An 18947-nucleotide genomic window follows, 5' to 3' on the forward strand; every position below is an offset into this window, starting at 1 on the left:
CCTTCCTCCCTTTCAACCTCTCGGTTCCGCCTATACTTACCTTCCTAACGCCCCCTCCCGCCTCTCCCCCAACGCTCCGTAACTTGCGCCTGATGCCGCTCTACAACCGTCGGCCCGACCCGGGCCTTTCTTCTGCCGCCAACACCGGCCCCGCGCTGCCGCCCGCCGCTTTGCCGTTGGCCGAGTTGCTGGCCCGGGTGCGCCAGACGCTGAGCGAGCGGTTTGCCGAATCGTACTGGGTGGTGGCCGAAATTTCGGACCTCACGCTGCCCCGCACCGTGGGCGCGCACTGCTACCTCACCCTCACCGACCAGCACACCACCGCCCGCGGGGCCACGCTCAAGGCCCAGGCCCGGGCTACCATCTGGAGCCAGCGCTACCAGCAGTTGGCGGCCGCTTTCGAGCAGCAAACCGGCCTGCAGCTGCGACCGGGGCTCAAAATCATGCTCCGGGTGCAGGTGAAGTTTCACGAGCAGTTCGGCCTGAGCCTCGATGTGCTGGCCCTCGACCCCACCTACACCGTGGGCGACCTAGCCCGGCTGCGACTTGAAACCCTGCGCAAGCTGGAGGCCGAGGGCCTGCTGGAGCGGCAGAAGCGGCTGACGCTGCCCATCGGGGTGCAGCGGGTGGCCGTGGTTTCGTCGGCCACGGCGGCGGGCTGGCAGGATTTCGTGCAACAGCTCCAGGAAGCACCCTACGATTTTGCCCTGACGCTGTTCCCAGCCACCATGCAGGGCGAGGGCGCGCCGGCCAGTATCCGCACCGCCCTCGACGCCATCCGTGCCCGGCGGGGGCAGTTTGAGGCCGTCGTTATCATTAGAGGCGGAGGCTCGAAGGCCGATTTGCTGGCCTTCGACGATTTCGGACTGGCGGCGGCCGTGGGCGCGTTTCCGTTGCCCGTGCTCACCGGCATCGGCCACGAGCGCGACGAAGCTGTTATCGACCTGACGGCCCACATGGCCCTGAAAACACCCACCGCCGTAGCTGCTTATCTCATCGAGCGGCTGGCCCGGCTGGAGGCAGCGCTCGAAGGCTACGGCGGCCGCATCCGCGAGCTGGCCCAGCAGCAGGTGCGCTACGCAACCGAGCAGCTCAACCGGCGGCTCCGGCAGGCCCGGCGGGCAGTGCAGGGCCTGCTGCAAGAGCAGCGCGAAGCCCTGCACCAGCGCATTCAGGCGGCGGCCACCGCGCCCCGGGCCCAGCTGCGCCAGCAGGAGCAGCAGCTGGGGCGGCGGCGGCACCAGTTGCACCGGGCCGCCCGCGAAGCCTTAGGCCACCACGAGCAACAGCTGCGGCTACGCAGTCGGGCGCTGGCCCAGCGCTTCCGCCGCCTGCACCGCCGCCGCCGCGAGCAGCTGCTGCGCCGGCGCTATACCCTGCAACTGGCCGCCCTGCGTCTGCTGCACCAGCAGCAGCTGCGCCTAGCAGAGCTGCGGCCCACGCCCATGGCAACCCCCCCCCCCCCACCCGAGCCGGGCACCGTGTGCCTGCTCACGCCCAAGGGCCGACTAGTTACAGGCGCGTTGAGGCCGGGCCAGGAGCTGCTACTGCGCCTGCCCGACGCCTCGGTAGTGCCAGCCCGCGTAGGCGGGCAACTGCCGCTGTTGCTGTAGAAATGGCGTAGAGACGTGCTGTTTTGCGTCTCACCATTGCTCGAAAACTACAGGACACTCAAAACCAACAGCGACGAGACGCAAATCAATGCATCTCTATACTGTTCAAATTCCTCCATTATTTCTGCTTTCCCTTTTACCATGCCTCCCAAGTCAACAGAACTCACTTACCGCCAGGCCATTGAGGAGCTTGAAACCATTCTGCGGGCCCTCGAAACCGATGCCGTGGACGTGGACGACCTCACGAGCCGGGTGCAACGCTCGGCCGAGCTCATCCGCCTCTGCAAGCTCAAGCTCCGCTCGGCCGAGCAGGCCATCGACCAGGTTTTCGAGAACCTGGAAGACGAAGAGGACGCCGACGACTTTGCCTAGTAGCAATTCGACTCCTTACGTCCTGAATTACGCGTTATACTATACCCTTTTCCTTATATTTGGCTCCTCTGCCCCTATTCCTTCCTAATACACCCATGACCAACAACGACCTGCAGCAAGCCAGCACCTGGACCCGTAATTACCGCAACCAGAATCCGAACGGAATTAAGGGCCACTGCTTGTCGAACGAAACCCTGCAGGGCATTCTGAGCCAGCCGGCATGCGTAGGCGTGCGGGCTTATTACGGCCTGGACGACGCAGGGCAGTCGCAGCTGGTATTGGTCGGCTATGATGCCAACGACAACGATATACTGCCTACGCCCTCGGCAACGGAACTACAACGCCTGGATGCTAAAGGCCAGATGCAGGAACTGCCCAGTGAGGAACTGCCGATATCCCTTGCCATTCATGTGCCACCCTGCCCGCCTTGCTGCAGTATCGAAAATCCACTTAACAGCTAATGCCGCCTTGGTTTCTAGGCTTCGCCAAGCTGTTGGACTTTGTAGCCTACACCAGCTTGCTGCTGCCTTTTTATCTGGCGCATACGCGTCGCACGCATCTGAGCGGGGGGTTGGTGGCACTTCGGTTTTTGCCAGTCTTTCATTTTGGCATATATTGCCTTATGCACATTGCGAACAGTGTATGGCGCAATAATATCCCACTAATCCATTTTGCTACTATAGCCGAAACGCTTATTTATCTAAAAGTGTACCATGAAGAATTTACCGAGACGAAAATCAAAAAAACCATCCGATATGCAGCTGTAGCTTTTCTACTTTTTGCCTTTATCGATTCTATATGGTTGGAAAAGCCTCCCAGAATAAATTCTTATACCAACTTATTCGAAAGCATTTTAATTATTGGCTTAGCCTTGTTATTTTTTGAGAAGATTATGGTGAGACATAAGCAGCTAAAGCTCTCAAGAGTACCGATGTTCGTGGCTACGGTAGGCATTGTCATATACCTGGCCGGAACTGTTTTGCTCTTCCTGACGACGAACTACTTTATTGTCCTCAACGACGAATTCAATCTGCGGCTGATGTATTTGGTTAGCTCGGTACTGCTGCTACTATTGGCGGTGCTACTCAGTAGAGCTTTTTTGCTGGTACGCCCAACTGAGACACCGCTTCGGTAGCGCCACTTCAGCAGCATACCCGCTTGTTTCTCTACCCACAATGTTTCCTTAAAAATGAAAAACAACGACCCCATTCCCGGCTTCAACCCCGACGCCGGCGCCCCCATCCCGGTGGCCGAGGCAGCCGAATGGACCGCCAACTACCGTAAGGAGGCGCTAACCGAAGCCGAAGCTGCCGGCCGTAAGCGCATCAACGCCTATTACTTCGGCAATAAGCTGCTCGATGAGATTAAGAACCAGGAAGGCTGTGTGGGCTTGCGGTTTTACATGGGCCTAAAGAAATCAAAAGCGGACCTGACCGAAGCTGATGAGTCGCAGATACTGGTTGTTGGGGTTGATAAGAACGGCCACGACATCGTGCCGCGCCTGGGAGCGAATGGGGAAGCCATGTATGATGACGGTATTGTGGGGGATATGACCAGCAAATGTCCGTCTGTATGCGACCCTGGTAGTACGTTAAATTAGCTATCGGCCATGACCTGGTATAATGGCATTTTCCTATTTCTACGAATTGGAGAGAGTATCAGCCTGCTAATACTAGGGATAATGTGGGCCCGGAAGACGAAAGTCACCCCTGTTTTCCAACCTTTAACGGCTTATTTATTGTGTGATTCCTTTTTATATATTTTTGATACATTTGCCAGAAAAGTATTACACAATAATATATTCGCCTTCCATATTTCAACCTTTTGTGATGCCACTTGGCTAACACTAATATTTATTAACTTAGCATCCGATAATACCAGAAATTGGCTGAAGATAGGTTGGCTACTATTTTTCGCTAGCGCCATTACTAGCGCGCTATGGGTTGATGGGCTGATTACTAATATGAATACGCTCAGTCGGACAGTAGGCAATTGCTTTCTGGTCTTCATGGCCTTTCGCCAGCTGAACCAAATGATTCGTCATGACTACTTAGTTCCACCGGCCAAAAGTCCGGTTTTTATTTTTTGCTTTATCGTAGGCATTTACTATTCTTGTTCGCTACTCATGTTTATCGGCCAGGATTTATCCCGCTACAGCTGGCTCAGCAATTCTATTATACGCTTTAATCAACAACATAATGGTGTTTCAGCGCTCTGGTTTTACCCCTTCCTGCGCGCCCTTCAGTTTGGCATGCTGCTGCACCTCATCACGCTCTTCCCGATGGGCGTAACGCCGCGCCACGCGCTGCCGCAGTGGCTGCGGTTCCGGCTGGGGTGGCGGCCGCCTACCAAAAACTGGCGCTACCGGGTACTGCCGCCGCATCTGGTCGGCTAAATCGGTATCTTGCTCCGCTTACCCGGCTGGCCGGGTTGCTGGCCGCCCCTTCCCATGCCCGACGCGCTGCTTCCGCTCATTCTCGTCACCCCTATTCTGCTACTGCTGGCTCTGGGCGTGGTGGGCTTTGTGGTGCGCTACCAGCGCCGCCTGATCCAGCAGCAGCAGCAGATGCAGGAGCTGCACGAAACCGGCCAGCAGCAGGCCCTGGAGGCTGCTTTGCTGGCCCAGGAGGAAGAGCGCCGCCGCATTGCCGGCGACCTGCACGACGGCGTAGGCACTACGCTGGCCATTGTGAAGCTGCACCTCAACACGCTCAACCAACCGGCCCTCACCCACGAGGCCACGCTGCTGCTCGACCAGGCCATTAACGAGGTGCGGCGCATTTCGCGTAACCTGCTGCCGGCGGCATTGCAGAAATTCGGACTGCCTTTCGCCCTCGAAGCCCTGGCCCGCACTATTCCGGCCGATGGCCCTACCCGCGTCAGTATTGAGCAGACCGGCACGCCCCGCCGCCTCGATGCCCGCTACGAGCTGATTGTATACCGCATTGTGCAGGAATTGATGGGCAATGGCCTGCGCCATGCGCATGCCAGCAACATTCAGATGCTGGTCGATTTCGGCAATGAGGAGCTGACCCTGCGTTACACCGACGACGGCATCGGCTTCGACCCCACCCAGTCGGACCAGCAGCCGCTGCCCAGCACCCGCACCGGCCTGGGCCTGACCAACCTGCGCAGCCGTGTAGGCGTGCTCCGTGGCACATTGCAGCACCAATCTTCACCTGGTCAGGGCACTACCGTGAAAATTTCGCTTCCCCTGCCTTACCTTGCTTCCACCTCGCCCTCTATCCCACCGCTGGCATGAGTACCGTCTCTATCCGCTTAGCCGTCGTCGACGACCACATTCTGTTCCGCAAAGGCCTGCGGGCCCTCATCAGCGGCTTTCCCGGCATGGAGGTTCTCTTCGAGGCCGGCGACGGCCAGGAGCTGCTTGAGCACCTTGACCGGGGCATAATTCCGGATGTTATCCTGATGGACCTGCAGATGCCGGTGCTCGACGGGCTCCAGACGGTGCGGCTGCTACGCACCCAGTATCCGCAAGTGCGCTCCATCATCATCTCCATGCACGACGAGCCCGAGCTGATTGACTCGCTCCGGGCCGAAGGTGCCCACGGCTACCTGCTCAAGAATGCCAGCCCCGAAGAAGTGCTGGGCGCCATCCGCCAGGCAATGACCACCGTCCCGCTTAGTGCATAGGGATTGAGAGGTCGGTGTAGGGGTGGGGCTTGCCCCTACTTCGCCGTTAAAACGAGGCGTGGACTGACTGTTTGTAGGCTCCGTGAAGTAAGTGCCAACGGCGGGCGGGGGCAAACCCTGCCCCTACTTCGCCCTCCATAACTGCCCTTTTCTACCCGGCTCACACCAGTTCTGCGGTCGGGTCCCAGAACAGCTGCTTGAAGTTCTGCACCTCATCATCGACAACTGTAAGGCCCTCGGCCTCCAGCGTCTCCTGCATGGCCGTGGGCGTGGCGAAATGCTGCCGGCCCGTAAGCTGCCCGTTGCGGTTGATGACGCGGTGGGCCGGTACGTATTCGTTGGCTGTATGGGCCGCCATCATGGCCCAGCCCACCATGCGGGCCCCGCGCCGCGACCCCAGGTAGTGGGCAATGGCCCCATAAGTAGTTACCCGGCCCACCGGCACCAGCCGCACCACTTCGTGCACTTCCTGAAAGAAATTACGCTGCTCCATATATAATGAGATGCTGAGCGGGAAGTTACTGAACCGCTGAAATGCGAAGGTATTGTTTGAGGCCGGCAACCATTGGCAGCGCAAATAGCGCAATCTGGCGCAACTGAGCAGTTTGCTGAATGACCAGGCTACCAACCGCGCAACCCGGGGGCCGAATCGGTGTCTTACCCCCATTATCTATTCCGGTGCTGGCAGTTTTTAAACCTGCAACCGGGGCAGCGCGTTGTGGTACATGCGACGGGCGGCCCAGGTAAGGGAGCACCGGTAAGCACAGCTGCTGTTCATGCAAACTCAGGAATATCTAGAAGAAGAGCCACAGGTAGCCTCGCCCCGCACCAGCGGAGCCGGCCGCCGGATATTGTGGTTGTTACTGGCTTTGGCCGTCGTGGCCGGGTTGGTTTTTGCCAAAATGAAGTACTTCCCGGCGCCCGAGGTAAAGGGCGGTAAAGGCGCGGCCGGCAAGGGCAAGGGTGCCGATGGCCCGGCCAAAGCTGGCCCCGCCCTGCCGGTAGAGGTGTATGTAGTGAAGGCGACCAACCTCGCCGACGCGGTAGCGGCCACTGGCTCGGTACTGGCCGAGGAAGCCGTTATTATCAAAAGCGAAGTGGCTGGCAAGATAACCAACCTCAATCTGCGTGAGGGCCAGCCGGTACGCAAAGGCCAAGTGCTGGTCAGCATCAACTCGGCCGATATTCAGGCCGCGTTGCGCAAGCAGCAGTACAACATCAAGCTTTTTCAGGATCAGGAGAAGCGCCAGCGCATCCTGCTTGACAAGGAATACATCAGCGCCCAGGAGTACGAGCAGGCCAACAACCAGGTGCTCACGGCCCGCGCCGAGCTGGGCGCTTTGCAGGCCACGCTGGCCAAATCCACCATTCGGGCGCCGTTTGATGGGGTGCTGGGCCTGACCACGGCCACAGTGGGGACTTACGTGAGCCCCGGCACCGAAATCACCACGCTTTCTAAAGTGAAGCCGGTAAAAGTGGAGTTTGCCGTACCCGGCCGCTTTGCCCGGCAGGTAGCCGTGGGCGAGGACGTGACCATCACCGACGAGGGGTCGAGCCAGAAATACCAGGCCAAGGTGTACGCCCTCGACCCGCAGATTGACCCCGTGAGCCGCACCCAGACCGTGCGCGCCCGCTATGCCAACACCAACAACGAGCTGCGGCCCGGGGCCTTCGTGAAGGTAAACCTGGAGCTGGGCCAGACGGAAGGTGCCCTCCAGGTGCCCACCGAAGCCGTAGTGCCCGAGGCCGCCGGCTACAGCGTGTACCTCATAAAGAACGGTAAAATGGAACCCCGCAAAATCAACATCGGCCTGCGCTCCAACCAGCTCATCCAGGTAACTGACGGCCTGGCCGTGGGCGACACCGTGATTCGGACCGGCATTTTGCAGGTGAAGCCCGGCGACGCCGTTCGGGTTACCAAATAGCTTTCCCGCAGCGGAGCGAAGGGGCTTTCGCGAAGGTCCGCATAGAACGACCACCCCCAGAAGCTGCGTTTTCCACTGCGAAACCCTGCGTGAAATAAGCCATGAGCCTTTCTTCAACCAGTATTAACCGCCCCGTCCTCGCTCTGGTAATGAGCCTGGTGATTGTCATTTTTGGCGTCATCGGGTTTCGCTACCTGAGCGTGCGCGAGTACCCAAGCGTCGATCCGCCCATTATCAGCGTATCGGCCTCCTACACCGGTGCCTCGGCCGACGTGATTCAGGCCCAGGTGACGGAGGTGCTCGAAGCGGCCGTTAATGGCGTGCCGGGCATCAAGAACCTGACCTCCAACTCGCGCGATGGCCGGGCCAGCATCCGGGTGGAATTTGACCTCGATGCCGACCTGGAAACCGCCGCCAACGACGTGCGCGACAAGGTTTCGGGGGTGCAAGGCCGCCTGCCGCGCGACATGGACCCGCCCACCGTGAGCAAGGCTAACGCCGACTCGCAGCCCGTAGTGCTCAGCTACCTGACCTCCAAAGAGCGCAACCTGCTAGAGTTGACCGACTACGCCATTAACACGCTGCGCGAGCGACTCCAGACCATTCCGGGCGTGTCGGAAATTCGGGTGTACGGCGAGCGGCGCTACTCCATGCGCCTGTGGCTCGATCCGGTGAAGCTGTCGGCACTGGGTGTGAGCCCGGTGGACGTACAGCAGGCGCTGGCCCGCGAAAACGTGGAGTTGCCCAGCGGCTCGGTGCAGGGCCAGGCCACCCAGCTTACATTGCGCACCATGGGCCGCCTCACCACGGTCGAGGAGTTCAACAACCTCGTTATCCGGCGAGATGAAGGCTCGCTCGTGCGCATGTCGGACATCGGTTACGCCGAGCTGTATGCCGAAAACGACCAGACGCTGTTCCGCGTGAACGGCGTGCCGGGCGTGGCGCTTGCCGTTATTCCGCAGCCCGGCTCGAACCAGATTGACATTGCCGACGAATTCAACAAGCGCGTGGCCCAGTTCGGAAAAGATCTGCCCGCCGACCTTAAGATCGAGCCCGCCATCGACTACTCGGTGTTCATTCGCCAGTCGATTGACGAGGTGAAGCAGACGCTGATTGAGGCCTTCATTCTGGTGGTCGTCGTCATCTTCCTGTTCCTGCGCGACTGGCGCTCCACGCTCATCCCCATTGTAGCCATTCCGGTGTCGCTGATTGGTATTTTCTTCGTTATGTACCTGCTCGACTTCTCCATCAACGTGCTCACGCTGCTGGGCGTGGTGCTGGCCATCGGCCTGGTGGTGGATGACGCCATTGTGGTGCTGGAGAACATCTACACCCGCATTGAGGCCGGCGAATCACCCCGGGAGGCCTCTATTAAGGGTTCCGAGGAAATTCTGCTGGCCGTGGTGAGCACCACGGTGGTGCTGGCGGCCGTGTTCCTCCCCGTGGTGTTCCTGACGGGTATTACCGGGCGGCTGTTCCGCGAGTTTGGCATTGTGGTGGCGGGTTCGGTACTGATTTCAGCCTTCGTTTCTCTCACGCTCACGCCCATGATGTGCTCGCGACTGCTCAAGCGCGAGGAAACCCACAACTGGTTCTACCGCAAAACCGAGCCCTTCTTCCAGCGCGTCGTTAATGGCTACCGCGAGAGTTTGCAGACGTTTCTGCGCAACCGTTGGCTGGCCTGGCTGGTGGTGGCCGGCACGGGTCTGGGTACCTGGTACTTCATGGGCATTATTCCGTCGGAACTGGCACCGGTGGAAGACCGTAGCCGTGTGAACGTGAATGCCACCGGCCCCGAGGGTGCTTCCTACGAGTTCATGGACAAGTACATCACCCAGCTCAACCAGCTGACCGTCGATTCGGCGGGGGCTGATTTGGGCAGCGTCTTCACGGTGACTTCGCCGGGCTGGTCGGGCGGGGCAAACTCGGGTTTTGCCCGGGTGTTGCTGAAGGAGCCCGAGGACCGCAACCGCACCCAGGGCCAGGTGGCCGATGCTATTTCGGCGGGCGTAAAAAGCCTCACGGCCGCCCGCACCTCCGTCAGCCAGGACCAGAGCATTGGCTCGGGCGGTGGCGGCGGCCTGCCGGTGCAGTTCGTTATTCAAACCCAGGATTTCGAGAAGCTGCGCACGGCCGTGCCTAAGTTCCTGGAAGCCGCCCGTCTCGACCCCACCTTCCAGTTCGTGGACGTGGATCTGAAATTCAACAAGCCCGAGCTGCGCGTGAACATCGACCGCGACAAAGCCCAGAGCTTGGGCGTGTCGGTGCAGGATATCTCGCAGACGCTGCAAGCCAGCCTGAGCGGGCAGCGCTACGGCTACTTCATCAAAAACGGTAAGCAGTACCAGATTATCGGGCAGGTGGCGCGCGAAGACCGCAGCCAGCCGCTCGACGTGCGGTTGCTGAGCGTGAAGAGCCGCACCGGCGAGCTGGTGCAGCTCGACAACCTGATTAGAATGGAGGAAAGCAGCACGCCACCCCAGCTGTTCCGCTTCAACCGCTACAATGCTGCCACGTTCTCGGCGGCCCTGGCCCCCGGCCAGACGCTGGGCGACGGCATTGCCGCCATGCGCGCCATTGCCGACAAAACCCTCGACGACACCTACGCCACTGAGCTGGCCGGCGCTTCCCGCGACTTTGAGGAAAGCTCCTCGTCGCTGCTGTTCGCCTTCGGGCTGGCGCTGGTGCTGATTTATCTGGTGCTGGCCGCGCAGTTCGAGAGCTTCCGCGACCCGATTATCATCATGATAACGGTGCCGCTGGCCTTGAGCGGAGCGCTACTGAGCTTGTGGTATTTCAACCAGACCTTGAACCTGTTTTCGCAGATCGGCATCATCATGCTCATCGGGCTGGTGACGAAAAACGGTATTCTCATCGTGGAATTCGCCAACCAGAAAGTGGAGCAGGGCATGGACTACATGAGCGGTTTGGTGGAAGGCGCTACGGCCCGTTTCCGCCCGATTCTGATGACTTCGCTCTGCGCCATTCTCGGTATTTTGCCCATTGCCATGGCTACCGGCGCGGGCGCCCTGAGCCGCCGGGCTATGGGCATCGGCGTGGTGGGAGGCCTGTTTTTCGCAACCGTGCTTACGCTGTACGTAGTGCCGGTGATGTACTCGTATTTCGCCACGGCTAAAAAGCACAAGCACGCTCCCGAGCCCGAGCCCGAAAAGGTGGCGGCCTAACGCTACCCGCACCTTTCGGTTATCAGCCCGGATTTCTACCTATTTTATCCCGAATGTCCTCTCGTTCCCTGCTCCTTCCGCTGCTTTTGCTGACTACCGGCCTGCCCGCTCTGGCCCAGCAGCCGGTGCTGCCCTCGCGGCGCGAAACCACCGAGAAACCCCAGAGCAAGCCCCAGACCGAGAAGCCCGAAACCGTAGCTGCGGCCCCGCTCCTCTCGTTGGCCGAGGCCATCCGGGTGGGCGTGGAAGGTAACTACGCCATCCGGGTGTCACAACAGGATGTGCGTATTGCCGAAAACAACGTAACCCGCGGCAACGCCGGCCAGCTGCCCACGGTAAACGGCAACTTCGTGCGCAACTTCAATCGCAACAACGTGCGGCAGGAGTCGGAGGCGCGGCCTGAGCCCAGCATTGCCAACGGGGCCAAATCCAACCAGCTGCAGGCCAACGTGGCCGCGACCTGGACCATTTTCGACGGTTTCGGCATGTTTATCGCCTACGACCGGCTGCAGGTGCTGGAGCAAAGCCAGCGGCAGCTGACGCGGGCCACCATTGAGGAAACCGTGGCCGCCGTGATGGATGCTTACTTCGTGGTAGTGCGCGAATCGGGCAAAATCAACTCGCTCGAAGAAGCGCTAAAGATCGGCCAGGCCCGCATCGACCTGACCCAGGCCCGGGTGGATGTGGGCGTGAGTGCCAAGGTGGAAGTGCTGACGGCTCGCGTGGACTACAACGCCGACCGCTCGACCCTCATTCAGCAGCAGGAGGCGCTGAAAACGGCCAAAATCAACCTTAACGAGCTGCTGGGTCGCGCCCCGGGCCTCGATTTTCTGCCCCAGGATTCGATTGTAGTGGCCCGCGACCTGGGCCGCGACGAGGTGCTGGCCGCCCTGCGCCAGCGCAACCCTCGCCTGCAGCAGGCCCGCTTCGACACCGAAATAGCGGCCTTAGACCGCAAGCTGGTCCGGGCCTCCCGGTTTCCGCAAATTGGCCTGACGAGTGGCTACGGCTTCAACCGCAACATCAACAACGCCTCCTTTTTTGGCGCCCAGCTCATTACCACCACCGGCCGGACGTATGGCCTCAACTACGGCGTGGTAGCTTCGGTACCAATTTTCGACGGATTTAACCGGAACCGGCAGGAGCAGAACGCCCGCATTACGCAGGAGCAAACCCAGCTGCAGCTCGACCAGCTCCAGTTGCAGCTCGATGCCGACGCAGAGCAGGCTTACGCCCAGTATCAGAACCGGCTGGCGCTGCTGGAGTTGGAGGAATCCAACATCCTGCTGGCCCGCGAAAACGTGGCCATTGCCCTGGAGCGCTACCGCCTCGGGCTGCTTACGCCGCTAGTGCTGCGCGAAGCCCAGCGCACCCAGCTGCAGGCCGAAACCCGCCTACTCGATATCCGTTACCAGGCCAAACAGGCCGAAATTATCCTGCGCCGCCTTGGTAGCGGGCTGGTGCAAACAAGCGAAGCTAAATTATAGAATCCTCCTGTTATCTATATAACTTTGTTGTCATGCTTTCTTCTATTCCCGGTACTGACGACTACCTGCGCTTATCTTATGATCTCGATTTAGCTGTGCTAATGGTGCGCTGGCAGCGGGACGTGTCGTTTGCTGAAATCCAGGAGGGCCTTCGGGCAGCCCGCGAAATGAGCTACAGTTATGGGGCCGCTCGCTGGCTGATAGACGTACGCCTCCGTACCGAGTTGGATGCTGCCATTTCGGGGTGGATGGTTACGACCCTTTTGCCGGCCGTTGCCAACGAATTGACCCCGGCCGCTCTGTACGTAGCCTACCTGTTCGCCCCCGGCCACGCTACCGTGCTGGAGCAAAATCCTGCCATGCGTGCTGCCACTGTCACGGCCCATACGCATCCGGCTTATCGGCTACAGGTATTTCAGGATGAAAACGAGGCGATAAGCTGGATAACGAGCTAGGGCCGGGCCTCCTTTACCGGGACTGGGGTAGCAGCCCGAAGCGCCTGCAGGGCCTCCCCAATCTTGGCGCGCTCTTTTTCTTCTGCGCTTTTCCGCTTCTCCGCATCCTTTTCCTTGTCCTCCTGTTTGTCGTTGTTGGTGGCGGGCAAGCTGGGGTCTTGGTAGAAGGCAAGCAGATTCTGCTTCTGGACAGCTGTCAGGTGTTCAAATTTCTGATCGGCCAGCTTTTGCAGCCACTCGCCGTAGGTCACATCGGTCAGGGCGTAGGCGCCGGGCTTGGTAGGGCGGCCAGTGTCGAAATCGGTGTTGGCTAGCGCGGGCACCGCAGTTGCTGTGTCGCGGGGCTGCTTTTCAAGTAGCCCGCAGTAGTCATTCATCACCTGCCGGAAGCTGGCCTTAAACAGATCTTGGGCCTCGGGCGTGGGCAGTTTGAAAGCAAACGGTTTAAGCGGCCCTATTTTGGGCAGCACCCGCACGAAATACGACAGCACCCGGGCCCCGAAGCCGGGATGCTCGTACTCCGTGCCATACCTCTCCTCATACTCGCGCTGGCTGTCTTTGTACACGTATTCGCGGCGACGGGCCTGCGGAATTTCTTCGCGAATCTCGTTTTTCTTCGACTGCCAGGCCGCCCGGCTGGCAATCGGAATGAGGTTGCGCACCGCAAACCGAAACGAGCCGATGGCCAGATCTACGTTCAAAATCACCTGGCCTAACTCCAGCCCGTAGGTTTTCAGAAAAGCCCGCTCCAGCACGTCCTTATTCACCTTGAAGCCGATGTAGCGCTGGTAGTCGGCCGAGCGGTAGCGGCCCGAAGCCATCTGCACCACATCGAAGGCAAACTCCAGCTGGGTATGCTGAATGGGCGCTTCCTCATAGGTAATAGCGTCGCCAAATTTAGCTTGAAGCTCGGGATACACGCTGGCCATGGCCTTGTTGGTGCCGGCGGGGTGGCCGTTCACGTCGGCGGCGTAGTGGGCCAGCGCACCGAGGGCAAAGGCATACTCATTGCGGTTGCGAGCCTCGCTCAGCAGGTTGCGCACAAAGTCGCCGCTGCGCACATAGTGCGTCAGGTTGGTAAATAGCTCCGAGCCGAACGGGTAGTAGCCCATGTCCTGCAGAATGGAACCACCATACGCGTGCGCTTTGGCCTCAATCAACTCTTCTTCGGTGGCTCCGGGGTAATGGCTTTGCAGCAGCGGCAGCATGCACGGCTTCCAGGTCGAGTCTACGTTGGCCTGATGGGTAAGCACGGAATAGGCGGCAGCCGGCCGCGAAGCCAGCAGCCCGACCAGCAACAGCGCCGCGCAGAAGTACCATTTCAACATAAAGAACGGGCGCCGGTGCCGGGCAGTGTGCGCAGCTAATGGCTGCCTGCCTTACGCGGCGGCTATGGTTGAGGTTGTGCGCCGTTTCCGGGTACCCCGATTTCATAATCATTCCAAATTTCAACCGGCAGCCTTCTTTTCAAACAACCCTACTTCCGGCGCGTTACATTTGCCATGATGAAAACGGTTGTTGCTCGGCTATTGGGGTTTGTGATGCTGCTTGGCAGCCTCCTGCCCCAGCACGACCTTTCGGAGCTGGCCAAGCTGCCCGAGCTGGCCGAGCACTATCGCTACCATCGCGCGCTGGCCGGCGGCGAGTTATCGGCTGTGGCCTTTCTGGCCCTGCACTACGGCCCCCAGGGCGCCAACCACCACCAAAACCCCGTCTCGCACCGCGACGCCCAGGACCACGAGAAACTACCCCTGGAGCAACACCACCACAACTGCGTGCTGGTAAGCTTTGTGTTACCCGTAGCGGCTCATTTGGCGGCCCCCGCTTCGGCCCTGGCCTGGCCCGGCGCCGATTACCAGCCTACTCCCGGCTCGCTCTATGCCTTCAGCGTAAGCCGTATTCTGCTGCAGCCACCCCGAGACTAAGCCGTTACGCCCCTGGGCGTAGTGTGTCTTATTTTATTGGCTGTTAGCTACAAGCTGAGGGCAGCTGGCTTTTCGTTCGACGAATACCAGCACCTTATCGGCTTATAGCAAGATGCTCCGTTGAACGGAAGCTAACAGCCAATAGCTCAAAGCTAACCGCTGCAATAAATGATATCTGCCATTATCCGGGCCAGCGTGCGCAACAAGCTGCTGGTGGTACTGATGCTTGTGGGCCTGGTGGCTTGGGGCAGCTACTCCGCCGTCAACCTACCCCTCGACGCCATTCCCGACGTTACCAACAACCAGGTCCAGGTCATCACCCAAAGCCCCGCCCTGGCCGCCCAGGAGGTCGAGCAACTGCTCACCATTCCGCTGGAGCTGAGCTTGCGCACCATTCCGGGCGTTACGGGTGTGCGCTCCATCTCGCGCTTCGGCATCTCCGTAATTACCGTGGAGTTTGGCGAAGACGTGCCCACGCTCGAAACCCGCCAGTTGGTGGCCGAGAAGCTGCGCACCGCCGAGGGCGACCTGGGCGCGGGCCTGGGCCGCCCCGAAATGGCTCCCATCACCACCGGCCTCGGCGAAATATTCCAGTACACGCTGGGCATGAAGCCAGGCTACGAAAAGCAGTTCTCACTGGCCAAGCTGCGCGAGGTGCAGGACTGGATTGTGAAGCGCCAGCTGGCCGGCGTGCCCGGCGTGGTCGATGTCAGTAGCTTTGGCGGCTTCGTTCGTCAATACGAAGTCAGCATCAACCCCGAGCGGCTGAACGCGCTGGGCGTGAGTTTAGCCGAGCTGTATGGGGCGCTGGAGGCCGGCAACGGCAACTCCGGCGGCTCGTACCTGGAGCGCGGCCGCAACGCCTACTTCATCCGGGGCGAAGGTCGCGCCACTTCGCTGCAGGACGTGGGCAGCATGGTTATCAAGCAAACCAGCGCCGGCCTGCCGCTGCTGGTGCGCGACGTGGCCGACGTGCGCTTCGGCCACGCCGTGCGCTACGGGGCCATGACGCGCAACGGCGAGGGCGAAACCGTGGGCGGCATCGTGCTTATGCTGAAAGGCGCATCGTCGGAAAGCACCATTGCCGGCGTAAAGGCGCGGGTGGCCGAAATCGACAAACAACTGCCCGAAGGCCTGTTCATCCGCCCCTTTCTCGACCGCACCAAGCTGGTGGACACTGCCATCAGTACGGTGGCCAAAAACCTGCTCGAAGGCGGCATAATCGTGCTGCTAGTGCTACTGCTGCTGCTGGGCAACTGGCGCGCCGGGCTGGTGGTGGCCTCCATGATTCCGCTGTGTATGTTGTTTGCGCTGGGTATGATGCGCGTTTTCGGCGTGTCGGCCAACCTGATGAGTTTGGGCGCCCTGGACTTCGGGCTGATCGTGGACGGGGCCATCATCATCGTGGAAGCCATGATTTTTCATCTCGTGCACTTCAAAGCGCGAGCTGCCCGCGAGAGCATGGACGAAGTAGCCGAGGCCGCTGCCAGCCGCATGATGCGCTCGGCGCTGTTCGGCCAGCTCATTATCCTCATCGTGTACCTGCCCATTTTGGCCCTCACCGGCATCGAGGGCAAGATGTTCCGCCCAATGGCCCTCACGGTGAGCTTCGCCATTATCGGGGCCATGCTGCTGTGCCTGACTTACGTGCCAGCCGTGTCGGCCTGGGCTTTGCGCAAGGATATTGAGGAGGAAGGCACTTTGGCCGACCGCATCATGAAGTTTCTGCACCGCGGCTACGCGCCGTTGCTGGCCGGGGCGCTACGCTGGCGCGGGGCCGTGGTGGCCGGGGCGCTGGCGCTGCTGGTGCTCACGGGCCTGGTGTTCAGCCGGCTCGGGGGCGAGTTTATTCCGCAGCTCGATGAGGGCGACTTCGCCGTGAACATCACCGTCGCCCCGGGCTCGTCGCTGGCCCAGAGCGTGGCTACTACCACCCAGGTCCAGAAAATTTTGCTGGCCAACTTCCCGGAAGTGGAGCAGGTGGTGGGCAAAATCGGCACCTCGGAAATCCCCACCGACCCGATGAGCCTCGAGGATTCCGACCAGATTGTGGTGCTCAAGCCCCACAGCGAGTGGACGTCGGCCGGTGCCCGCGAGGAGTTGGCCAACAAGATGGCCGCGGCACTGGCAGGCCTGCCGGGCGTGGGCATGGAGTTTCAGCAACCCATCCAGATGCGCTTCAACGAGCTGATTTCGGGCGTGAAGTCAGACATCAGCATTAAAATCTACGGCGACGACCTGAGCCTGCTGTTCGAGAAAGCCAACCAGGCCGCCGACTTAATCCGGGACCTAGACGGCGTGGGCGACCTCAAAGTAGAGCAGATTGCTGCCCTGCCCCAGCTGCGCGTGACTTACAACCGCGCCAAGCTGGCCCAATACGGTTTGCGGGTGGATGAGCTGAACACGCTGCTGCGCACTTCCTTTGCCGGCAACGTGGCGGGCCAGGTGTACGAGGGCGAGCGGCGCTTCGATTTGGTGGTGCGCCTCGACACTCTGCACCGCCGCGGCATCCAGGATCTGCGCAGCCTGTACGTGGACCTACCGAACGGCCAGAAAATACCGCTCGAAGAAGTGGCCGCCGTGGCGTTCCGCAACGCCCCCACCCAAGTCTCGCGCGACGACGGCCGCCGCCGCATCAACATCGGCGTGAACGTGCGCAACCGCGACGTGGAGAGCCTGGTGCAGGATATTGAAACCAAGCTGAACGCCGGGCTGAAGTTGCCGCCGGGCTACTCGCTGCACTACGGCGGGCAGTTCGAGAACCTGCAGCAGGCCAAGTCGCGCTTGGCGCTGGCCGTACCCGTGTCGCTGGGTTTGATTTTCCTGCTGCTCTACCTCTCGTTCGGCTCGCTCAAGCAGGCCGGCCTGATTTTCACCGGCATTCCGCTGGCGGCCATCGGGGGCGTGCTGGCGCTGTGGCTGCGCGATATGCCGTTCAGCAAACCCCAATCAGCCGTGCCTTATCACCTTCACCCTACTGAATCCATGCGCCTCTTCCTACTGCTTCTGTTCTTGATTCCCTGCTTACTTCAGGCCCAGAACACGCCCGGCACGCTACCGCCGCCGTCCCCGCCCGGTCAGCAGGGTCGGCTCAGCCTTGAGCAGGCCCTGAACACCGGCCTTAGCCAGAGCCTGCTGACGCAAACCAGCGGCCTGCAAATAGAGCAGCAGCGGGTTCTGTCGCGCACTGGCTACGACCTGCCGCGCACGGTGGCCGACTACCAGTATGGCCAAGTTTCGGGACCCTTGCGCGACCATACCTTCAACATCGTACAACAAACGGCGCTGCCGGGCGTGTATGCGGCCCAGCGCAAGCTGCTGGAAAGCCAGGTGGGCACCGCCGAGCAGCGTGGCCGCCAGCAGCGCCGGGAGTTGGCCTACTCCATCCGCAGTACTTACTACGAGTTGCTGCTGAGCTACCGCCGCACCGCCCTGATGCGCGGCCAGGACAGCCTTTACCAGCGCGCCGCCCGCGCCGCCCGCATCCGCTACCAGACCGGAGCCACCAACCGTCTGGAACAAGTATCGGCCGAGGCGCGGCTGCGGGAGCTGCAGAACCGCCAAGCCCTGCTGCTCACCGACCAGCAGGTACTCGGCCAGCAGCTGGCCGTGCTGCTCAATCAGTCCCAGCCGGCCCTTATCGATACCACCGCCAATGCTCAAGTCCGCCTTACGCCCGCCGATACGGCCGGGCTTACGGCGGCCACCAACCCTACGCTGGGGCTGCTGGAGCAGGAGCGGGAAATACGCCGCCGCCAAACCCGGGTGGAGGAACTGCGCCGCCTGCCCGACCTGCGCCTGGGCTACTTCACCCAAACTATCAACCGGGAAGCCAACTTCCACGTGGCCCAGGCCGGGGTGGCGCTGCCGCTGTTGGGTGGGGCGCAGAGGAGCCGCATTGCCGCCGCCCGTATCGGCGAGCAAGCGGCCGACGCCCAGATTCGTTACGCCACGGCTCAGCTCGGTGGCCAGCTTGTGGGCCTACGCCAGCGCCTACGCCAAGCCACGGCCTCGCTGGCGTATTACGAGCAAACTGCTCTGCCCCAGGCCCGCCTCATTATCGATACGGCCGAAAAGAGCTTCCGCGCCGGTGACATCGAGTACGTGGAATATGTGGTGAATACGGAGCCCGCCTGGCAAATCCGCGCCACCTACCTCGACCAGCTGCAGCGTTACAACGACCTGGCTCTGCAACTACTGCTGCTCACGGGCCAGGATTAATAACATACCACGGGCGTAGGGGCGCGGCTTGTCCGCGCCCGCCGTTGAACGATTTCGCCAGAACAAATCCCTAGGTCACCTTTTAACGGCGGGGGCGGGGAGGGCAGGCC

Annotated in this window: 16 protein-coding genes; 14 read left to right on the forward strand and 2 right to left on the reverse strand. The window is 60.7% G+C overall.

The genetic code is table 11. The annotated features are described in order from the left end of the window. Nucleotides 1-92: 92 nt before the first annotated feature. The 8 genes from xseA (at nucleotide 93) to HW556_RS12375 (ending at nucleotide 5639) form a co-directional block, all read left to right on the forward strand. A complete protein-coding gene (xseA, locus tag HW556_RS12340) occupies nucleotides 93-1613 on the forward strand; it encodes an exodeoxyribonuclease VII large subunit (protein ID WP_176900354.1) in 1521 nt (506 codons plus the stop codon). 141 nt (nucleotides 1614-1754) lie between these two features. Further along, entirely contained in the window at nucleotides 1755-1985 is a 231-nt protein-coding gene (gene xseB, locus HW556_RS12345) for an exodeoxyribonuclease VII small subunit (RefSeq protein ID WP_176900355.1), read from the forward strand. Between the two features lie 59 nt (nucleotides 1986-2044). Beyond that, a complete protein-coding gene (locus HW556_RS12350) occupies nucleotides 2045-2446 on the forward strand; it encodes a hypothetical protein (RefSeq protein WP_176900356.1) in 402 nt (133 codons plus the stop codon). After that, entirely contained in the window at nucleotides 2446-3120 is a 675-nt protein-coding gene (locus HW556_RS12355; RefSeq protein ID WP_176900357.1) for a hypothetical protein, read from the forward strand. The genes HW556_RS12350 and HW556_RS12355 overlap by 1 nt, the downstream gene beginning before the upstream one ends. Before the next feature lie 54 nt (nucleotides 3121-3174). Beyond that, on the forward strand, nucleotides 3175-3585 hold the full coding sequence (locus tag HW556_RS12360; protein ID WP_176900358.1) for a hypothetical protein: 411 nt from the start codon (nucleotides 3175-3177) through the stop codon (nucleotides 3583-3585). A gap of 9 nt (nucleotides 3586-3594) precedes the next feature. Then, nucleotides 3595-4380 (forward strand): hypothetical protein, encoded by a 786-nt coding sequence (locus HW556_RS12365; protein ID WP_176900359.1) that lies wholly within the window; start codon nucleotides 3595-3597, stop codon nucleotides 4378-4380. Nucleotides 4381-4434: 54 nt separating this feature from the next. Continuing rightward, entirely contained in the window at nucleotides 4435-5247 is an 813-nt protein-coding gene (locus HW556_RS12370) for a sensor histidine kinase (RefSeq protein WP_176900360.1), read from the forward strand. After that, nucleotides 5244-5639: a response regulator gene (locus HW556_RS12375; RefSeq protein ID WP_176900361.1), complete on the forward strand. Its 396-nt coding sequence runs from the start codon at nucleotides 5244-5246 to the stop codon at nucleotides 5637-5639. Before HW556_RS12370 ends, HW556_RS12375 begins: the two co-directional genes overlap by 4 nt. Before the next feature lie 160 nt (nucleotides 5640-5799). On the opposite strand, the gene HW556_RS12380 is transcribed toward HW556_RS12375, so the two are convergent. Continuing rightward, nucleotides 5800-6132 carry an MGMT family protein gene (locus HW556_RS12380; RefSeq protein ID WP_176900362.1) on the reverse strand — a complete coding sequence of 111 codons (333 nt, stop codon included), beginning with the start codon at nucleotides 6130-6132 and terminating at the stop codon, nucleotides 5800-5802. Nucleotides 6133-6415: 283 nt separating this feature from the next. Here HW556_RS12380 and HW556_RS12385 point away from each other — a divergent pair, with 283 nt between their 5' ends. The 4 genes from HW556_RS12385 to HW556_RS12400 all read left to right on the forward strand — a co-directional run bounded on the left by HW556_RS12385 (nucleotide 6416) and on the right by HW556_RS12400 (nucleotide 12691). Beyond that, nucleotides 6416-7564 (forward strand): efflux RND transporter periplasmic adaptor subunit, encoded by a 1149-nt coding sequence (locus HW556_RS12385; RefSeq protein ID WP_176900363.1) that lies wholly within the window; start codon nucleotides 6416-6418, stop codon nucleotides 7562-7564. A gap of 101 nt (nucleotides 7565-7665) precedes the next feature. Continuing rightward, nucleotides 7666-10749 carry an efflux RND transporter permease subunit gene (locus HW556_RS12390; RefSeq protein ID WP_176900364.1) on the forward strand — a complete coding sequence of 1028 codons (3084 nt, stop codon included), beginning with the start codon at nucleotides 7666-7668 and terminating at the stop codon, nucleotides 10747-10749. 53 nt (nucleotides 10750-10802) lie between these two features. Then, nucleotides 10803-12236 (forward strand): TolC family protein, encoded by a 1434-nt coding sequence (locus tag HW556_RS12395; protein WP_176900365.1) that lies wholly within the window; start codon nucleotides 10803-10805, stop codon nucleotides 12234-12236. A gap of 32 nt (nucleotides 12237-12268) precedes the next feature. Beyond that, on the forward strand, nucleotides 12269-12691 hold the full coding sequence (locus HW556_RS12400; protein ID WP_176900366.1) for a hypothetical protein: 423 nt from the start codon (nucleotides 12269-12271) through the stop codon (nucleotides 12689-12691). Here HW556_RS12400 and HW556_RS12405 read toward each other — a convergent pair. Further along, nucleotides 12688-14019 (reverse strand): zinc dependent phospholipase C family protein, encoded by a 1332-nt coding sequence (locus HW556_RS12405; RefSeq protein ID WP_176900367.1) that lies wholly within the window; start codon nucleotides 14017-14019, stop codon nucleotides 12688-12690. The genes HW556_RS12400 and HW556_RS12405 overlap by 4 nt on opposite strands. A gap of 174 nt (nucleotides 14020-14193) precedes the next feature. On the opposite strand from HW556_RS12405, the gene HW556_RS12410 reads away from it, so the two are divergent. Together HW556_RS12410 and HW556_RS12415 are read left to right on the forward strand one after the other, a co-directional pair. Further along, nucleotides 14194-14616, forward strand: coding sequence for a hypothetical protein (locus HW556_RS12410; protein ID WP_176900368.1), 423 nt, complete (start codon nucleotides 14194-14196; stop codon nucleotides 14614-14616). A gap of 168 nt (nucleotides 14617-14784) precedes the next feature. Next, nucleotides 14785-18837 (forward strand): CusA/CzcA family heavy metal efflux RND transporter, encoded by a 4053-nt coding sequence (locus HW556_RS12415; RefSeq protein WP_176900369.1) that lies wholly within the window; start codon nucleotides 14785-14787, stop codon nucleotides 18835-18837. The last annotated feature ends 110 nt before the right edge of the window (nucleotides 18838-18947 follow it).

Origin of the sequence: Hymenobacter terrestris, assembly GCF_013377905.1 — a bacterium.
Classification (GTDB): Bacteria; Bacteroidota; Bacteroidia; order Cytophagales; family Hymenobacteraceae; genus Hymenobacter; species Hymenobacter terrestris.